The sequence below is a fragment of the Acetobacterium sp. genome, assembly GCF_030652775.1.
GTDB lineage: Bacteria > Bacillota > Clostridia > Eubacteriales > Eubacteriaceae > Acetobacterium.
The window spans coordinates 117,729-124,578 of the sequence record NZ_JAUSPS010000070.1; the positions used below are offsets into that span (position 1 = coordinate 117,729).

The 6,850-nt window shown below is 40.7% G+C and carries 6 protein-coding genes and 2 tRNA genes; 4 read left to right on the forward strand and 4 right to left on the reverse strand.

Annotated features, from left to right (window positions below; translation table 11 throughout):
- Positions 1-10: 10 nt before the first annotated feature.
- Together Q7J41_RS12595 and Q7J41_RS12600 are read right to left on the reverse strand one after the other, a co-directional pair.
- Positions 11-1,057 carry a V-type ATPase subunit gene (locus Q7J41_RS12595; protein ID WP_304888635.1) on the reverse strand — a complete coding sequence of 349 codons (1,047 nt, stop codon included), beginning with the start codon at positions 1,055-1,057 and terminating at the stop codon, positions 11-13.
- Positions 1,058-1,187: 130 nt separating this feature from the next.
- A complete protein-coding gene (locus Q7J41_RS12600; protein ID WP_304888637.1) occupies positions 1,188-1,538 on the reverse strand; it encodes a hypothetical protein in 351 nt (116 codons plus the stop codon).
- 230 nt (positions 1,539-1,768) lie between these two features.
- On the opposite strand from Q7J41_RS12600, the gene Q7J41_RS12605 reads away from it, so the two are divergent.
- The 4 genes from Q7J41_RS12605 (at position 1,769) to Q7J41_RS12620 (ending at position 6,395) form a co-directional block, all read left to right on the forward strand.
- The gene (locus tag Q7J41_RS12605) at positions 1,769-4,357 is read left to right on the forward strand and encodes a heavy metal translocating P-type ATPase (RefSeq protein WP_304888639.1); all 2,589 of its coding nucleotides are present in this window, start codon (positions 1,769-1,771) and stop codon (positions 4,355-4,357) included.
- Between the two features lie 3 nt (positions 4,358-4,360).
- Positions 4,361-4,627, forward strand: coding sequence for a metal-sensing transcriptional repressor (locus Q7J41_RS12610; RefSeq protein ID WP_304888644.1), 267 nt, complete (start codon positions 4,361-4,363; stop codon positions 4,625-4,627).
- A gap of 191 nt (positions 4,628-4,818) precedes the next feature.
- Positions 4,819-5,475 carry a hypothetical protein gene (locus tag Q7J41_RS12615; RefSeq protein WP_304888641.1) on the forward strand — a complete coding sequence of 219 codons (657 nt, stop codon included), beginning with the start codon at positions 4,819-4,821 and terminating at the stop codon, positions 5,473-5,475.
- Positions 5,476-5,543: 68 nt separating this feature from the next.
- Entirely contained in the window at positions 5,544-6,395 is an 852-nt protein-coding gene (locus tag Q7J41_RS12620; RefSeq protein WP_304888643.1) for a hypothetical protein, read from the forward strand.
- 102 nt (positions 6,396-6,497) lie between these two features.
- Here Q7J41_RS12620 and Q7J41_RS12625 read toward each other — a convergent pair.
- Together Q7J41_RS12625 and Q7J41_RS12630 are read right to left on the reverse strand one after the other, a co-directional pair.
- Positions 6,498-6,573: transfer RNA gene (locus Q7J41_RS12625), tRNA-Lys, on the reverse strand.
- A 160-nt stretch (positions 6,574-6,733) separates the two neighbouring features.
- A tRNA-Tyr gene (locus Q7J41_RS12630) sits at positions 6,734-6,818 on the reverse strand.
- Between the last annotated feature and the right edge of the window lie 32 nt (positions 6,819-6,850).

Sequence of the window (6,850 nt, forward strand, 5' to 3'; positions counted from 1 at the left end):
CTTTCACAGCCTAATCAATGGGCCTGATTAAATATTTTTTTATTTCATCCGATCCCATTCGATAGCGCTTACTTTCGATGATTGAAGTAATATCTTCAATCTCGAAGTCCAATAGCCGAACATAGGCAACGACACGTCCAAACGAACCATTCCCTTCTCTGAATAGCTTAAGATACATAAAATAAAGATATCTTTCCTGACGCCGTTCCATATACAAATCGATGGTCTTGGTATGATTAAACAGAAATGCATAATCGGTGTCAGCAATCTGTTCTTTCATTTCAACGAAGTTCTTAGCTTCAACCAATGTGACTAAACGGCTTTCATTTAATTTCAGGCCGCCTCTTAATGAGTAAGCAATCAGCTCCTCGCGAGACAACTTATAAAACTTTTTACCACGATAGATCCAGATTAAATTCAGCAAATCAAAATTGCTGCGCTGGGCATCGATCAAATCCCGGTTTGCTTTCTTATCTAATTTGAGCAACCGATTTTTGACCAAATCATAGTAATAGCGATCCAAAGTTTTTTCAACCATTACCAGATCCTGATCGATTTTAATATCTTTATAAATTTCTAGAATTCGATAGTAGTCCGTATTAATCAGTAGTTTTTTAAACTCATCCCAATCCCGAGCCCGAAACAATTTATCAAAGGGGACAGTCGAATAATTACGAGAATAAACAATTAATTCTCTTAAAGATTCCAGCTCATCATTTCTGGCGATACCCCGGATTAAGATCCTCAGAGCCTCCACTTCCAGCCGAACGAGAAATACCTTGAAATAGGTCTTATCTTCCCCTGATAAATAATGCATCAGCTTTTCAGTTTCCTGAACCTTTAAATCATTTAAATGCGCCTCAAACTCAGTTCGATGAAGATTCTCAATATTCATCGTTTTTAGAAACTCACCATAGTAGGTGTTGTCTCTTAAATACAGAAATACTTCCTTCAAATCCTTTGCTTTTATAAGCTCACGAAAATCCTCATCATCAATTTTGCGAGCTCTCATCGCCAGTGCTTTAGCACTTATACAAGCATATTTACTCTTAGACATACGATTCTCACACTTTTCTTTAAAATCAAGAAAGAAAATCAGAAAAAACAAGCCTGACGCTGATCTTTTTTCTTTTCATTCCGTTTCCACCTGAGTGCAATACCCAAAAGACCTGTAGCGTTAATGTCCTTTAAACACCACCAACTTTTTTCTTGAATAGTATTTCCAGAACTTCCCTGGCTTTAACTTCTTTTTTTTCATCATACCGGCAGCGGATTTTAACAAGTTCCTGTTCCATCGTATCAATAATTTTCTGACGTTCTTCTTGAGCCTTATTAATCTCCTGCTGATAGTTTTGTTTTGCCAATTCTTGAGCTCCATCGAGTTCTGCTTTTTCTTTCTCTTTTATATCATTTTTGGTACGCTCTAAAATTCTATCAGCTCTTTGGACAACATTCTTTTTAATCCGCACGGCCTTAGTGTCAAGATTAATAACTTGTCTGATGACCAAATTAATATCAGCGTCTTCACTATGTAGCATGATCAGTCTCCTTTCAGTGTGTTTTTACAATTACTTCTTATTAATATACCCATTTATTATCTTTTTCATTATAGCACTTAAAAAAATACTATCAACATCTATTTTTTCTGACAACCGATTACAAATTTCAATATATTACTTATTATGTTGACATTATTCTGAATCAGGCGTATGATATTATTATACATACCCCCACCCCACGTGGGGTGCATAGTATAGGAGGTATTACCATGAAAAAAATACAATTCAATATTAGCGGTATGACCTGTACAGCCTGCGCTAGTGCCATTGAAAGAAAGGTTAGCCAGATCAAAGGGGTCGAGTCTGCCGTCATTAATTTTTCAAATGAAAAACTGGTGGTTCAACATGATCCTGACCTTGCGCCCGCAACTCTGATCATCAGCACCATCGTGGCACTGGGATACGGCGCTGAATTAGCTGATCAGGACAAAACTGCCACCGCTGGTGTCAATAAAAAAGAAATCGGGAAGCCTGGTTACCAAAGCCAAATCGATGAGCTTAAATTGCGATTAATCGGCGCACTGATTTTTACGCTCCCCCTGGTTTATCTGGCCATGGCTCCGATGATCGGCCTGCCCATTCCAGTTTTTCTGGCCGGCGAGCAGAACATCCTGATTAATGCCTTAACCCAGATGTTGCTTACCCTGCCGGTTATTTACATGTGTCGACATTTTTACACCAATGGCTTTAAAGCTCTAATCAAACGAATCCCCAATATGGATTCTCTGGTGGCGGTGGGTACCAGTGCAGCATTTATGTATGGGGTGGTGGTTCTTTTCATTCTGGCCTATGGTTTCTCATATGATAACATGCAATTGATCCATCATTATTCACACGAACTCTATTTTGAATCAACCACGGTTATTCTTGTATTGATTACCCTGGGAAAGTTTCTTGAAACAAAAGCCAAAGGCAAAACGTCTCAAGCCATTGAAAAACTCATTGCTTTAGTCCCAGATAATGCCCGGGTTTTACGAAATAACATGGAGGTCGAAATTCCCATTGACGAGGTGCGAATTGATGATATAGTGATTATTCGTCCTGGCGAACGGATTCCCGTTGATGGTGAAATACAAAGTGGCCATTCCAGCGTCGACGAATCGCTGCTAACCGGTGAAAGCTTACCAGTAGAAAAATCCATTGGTGATTCTGTTATCTCCGGCAGCATGAATAAAACCGGGTCATTTGAATTCAAAGCGACAAAAATCGGTGAGGATACGACCCTAAGTAAAATTATTCAGCTAGTTGAAGAAGCTCAATCATCAAAAGCTCCGATTGCCAGAATCGCTGATGAAATCAGCCGCTACTTTGTTCCGGCAGTGATGGCAGTTTCGCTGCTCACCTTTGTGATCTGGATGATCCTCGGTTACGGGTTGTCCTTTGCCTTATCTGCCGCCATATCAGTTTTAGTCATTTCCTGCCCCTGTGCTCTGGGTTTGGCTACCCCCACGGCAATAATGGTCGGCACCGGAAAAGGCGCCGAAAAAGGCATCTTATTCAAAAATGGGCCAGCTCTGGAAATTCTCGGAAAATCTAACACCATTGTCTTTGACAAGACCGGCACACTGACCATCGGTTCTCCATCGATAACCGATATCATTCTTTATGATTCTGAAGTGGATCAGAACGAATTATTAAAACTGACTGCCTCGCTAGAAAAAAAATCAGAGCACCCGCTAAGTGAAGCGATTATTAATGAGACTGATGCACGTCAATTGCCTTTATATGATGTCACCCATTTTGAGTCGCTATCGGGATTAGGTATTCACGGTCAGATCGCAAACAAAGAACTGCTGATCGGAAATATTAAACTAATGGAAAAAAATGCTGTCTCGGTAGAGCCGATCATGGCAGACTATCTGCGACTCTCCGATTTGGGAAAAACGCCACTATTGGTTAGCTGGGATCATTCTATTAAAGGGATCATCGGGGTTGCCGACACAATCAAAGAAAACAGCAGTTTGGCGGTTTCCCAGCTTAAGGCAATGGGTATCCAGGTCTATATGCTCACCGGCGACAACGAACGAACGGCTCACGCCATTGGCAACATGGTAAACATTGAAAATGTTGTCGCCAATGTGCTCCCCCACGAAAAATCATCGATGATCAAGCAGCTTCAGTCTCAGGGACATCAGGTGATCATGGTCGGCGATGGTATCAACGATGCTCCGGCTCTGGCTCAAAGTGATGTTGGCATTGCCATCGGCAATGGTACTGATGTCGCCATCGAGTCCGCCGATGTCATACTGATGCAAAACGATTTGATGAATATCGTCTCAGCCATCCAATTAAGCAAAGCGACACTGAGGAATATCAAGCAGAATTTATTTTGGGCATTTATTTATAACGTGATCGGTATTCCCCTTGCCGCCGGTATATTTTATATCCCCTTTGCATTGAAGTTAAATCCTATGTTTGCGGCTGGCGCAATGAGCCTAAGCTCGGTATCCGTTGTTCTTAATGCTTTGTCACTCAAAACATTTAAGACCAAACTCTTCCCGATTGGCAAGGTTGAAACGAATCAAACTGTTACCAAGGCAGAACTGCCTGTAAATAAAAATATAGAAACGAAAGAAGGAAAAACCATGAAAAAATTATTAAAAGTAGCTGATATGAGTTGTCAGCATTGTGTTAAACGTGTCGAAGGTGTTTTAAATGGCGTTGCCGGAATCACTGATGTATCGGTTTCTTTGGAAAAAGGCGAGGCCAGTTTTATGGCTTCTGAAAATGTTGATATCAGTGCGGTGACTGCTGCTCTTACCGAAGCTGGTTACCCTGCCTCTGAAATAACCCAGTAAATGATGAAAACCAAAGATCGAACAACCGAGCTTAACTTACTAAAAACCGCCCGGGGACAGATAGATGGCATTATTAAAATGCTGGAAAGTGACCGCTACTGCATTGATGTGTCAAAACAGATTCTGGCAGTTCAGGCGCTTTTAAAGAAAACCAACCTGGAGATTCTAAAAAAGCACATGAATTCCTGTGTCAAAGATGCCTTTGAAAAGGGCGATGGCGAAGCTAAAATTGATGAGATCATGCTCGTCCTTGATAAATATTATCGTTAGCTTCTATTGTCATACTTGGTCGGAAATTTAAAAGCCAGTTCTATTAAGAACTGGCTTTTTTATCATATTTACGCTTTTTAAGTTGAAAATGGCATTGTTCATAAAATTTCTTTTGACCAGGCTTCTAAAACATCATATACTAGTTATAAGAAATCAATTCGATTATGTTTAGTTATAGAGGTGACTTGCCAATGAAAAAATTAATCTCAATTCTGATTGGTGTGTTGATAATCGGTTCAATCCTTACCCTTGCCATTGACAAGGATGTTATGAGTATTTCCAAATATGTAAACAGCCCCGGAAATGGTAGTGACGCTTTTGAGGCAACATTAACCGCTGGCCATTATACGGCGGGAATCGATATTCCCCCTGGTACCTATACCATTACCACCCTATCCGGCACCGGCCAAGTATCTTCTACTAAGGTGTTTTCCGGCGCCATTGATGGTAAAGGATCTGATAATCGTGAAAACCTGAAAACAACGATCGACAATGTTCAGCTTCCTGAAAATGTCGTCCTGACGCTAACCGGTAGTCTGGTCGCAAAGATTGCTACTGACACGGCTGATTTAAAAGCAATGATCCCCCGCAGAAACACCGCTGTTAATCCGATCACCCTTACTCCGGGGCAATACAAATCGGGCCAGAATTTTGATCCTGGTACCTATGATGTCATCTGGGTCAGTGGGCTTGGCACCGTTTCTTCCTCTAACCTATTTGATCAAGGAATTTTTGAGCGCATGGGTTTTGACGATTTGACTGCAAAAGAATTTAAGAATCTCGAACTCAAAGATGGTTCAATCCTTACCGTTTCAGATTTGACGATTAAACTAGTGCCTAGTAAATAAAAAAACGACTGTGCTCGATGTCACTGTTAGCTTTTGGTGAAGCTGGTGCAAAAGGAGAAATTAATATTATGTTGAATTTAAAGAAGTCAAAATTCTATGTCATTGCCATCATCGCCGCTGTGGTGGTTATTCTCGCTGTTATTATAGTCGGACTGAAAAAGACTCCTGCAGCTGATAGTGCCTGGTTAACGGAAAATGAGATTATCGATACCTTTAACGCCCATGATCTGGCGCTGGAGAAAGACAGCAGCAAAAACTCTTCAAACTACACCATTGGCGGTATTAAACCGGGAATATTCGAGTTGAACGAGTCCGATAGCACCTTCTATGTTTATATTTTTGATAACATGGATGAACGATATGATAACTTTATTCTTTGGGACTTTGATAATATTGATAACATTGAATTTGATGGGTCAGTTAATGCCTATCATTCAAAAAACGCGTCCATTGTTTTAGAGGCACCGTTTGGAAATGGAGACACTCTGGATTCCAATGAGATCAGCGAATTTAGCAAGTTGGCAAACGTCATTTCCGATACGGTTTTTCTGTATTTAAATGACGGCAAAACTATTGTCTATCATGGTGAGAGCGAACACTGGCGCGGCACCTATACATTAAAATACTATAGTAATCCGATCGAGGATGAGAATGGTCAGCGGTATCTGGACACCTATCGTTGGGAGACTTCTCAGTTAGCATATCGTGGTGATGATCTGAAAAATATTGGAGCTATCTCATACAAACTTAAACGCGGTCTTAGTAGTGGTGGGGAAGGAACTGGCTTGATAATGAACGACGAAGGAATTGTTAATTTAGGGGGAAGTGGCGGTAACGGTGGGGGCACTACTCTTCCTCAGGAGATCGCAATTACAGTTATATGGAATGATCAGGAAGAAAGTCTAATTCTTGAACCTTGAACACGTCCGCATTAGTAAATTTTTATGTAGTGTGAAAATTGAGCTTATAAAATTGAAAGCAAAAAAATAAACCGCTTTAAATAGCGGTTTTTTGTTTAAAATTGGTGACCCATGGGCGACTTGAACGCCCGACACCCTGATTAAAAGTCAGATGCTCTACCAACTGAGCTAATGGGTCAGATAAATATTAAGTTAGTTTGTCTTCATAGGTTTGTATGATCCATTTGTTTGCCAGACTAAGCGATTCACTCAAAAATGTTCACTTCCTACGGTCGTGCATTTTTGGTTCTCTGCTTATACCAACTGAGCTAATGGGTCATGATAAAATAGTAAATAAGTGGTGGGAGAAGATGGTTTCGAACCATCGTAGACGTCGTCAACGGATTTACAGTCCGCCCCCTTTAGCCACTCGGGCATTCTCCCACTTGATTTTTGACAAAAAAATGGAGCTGATG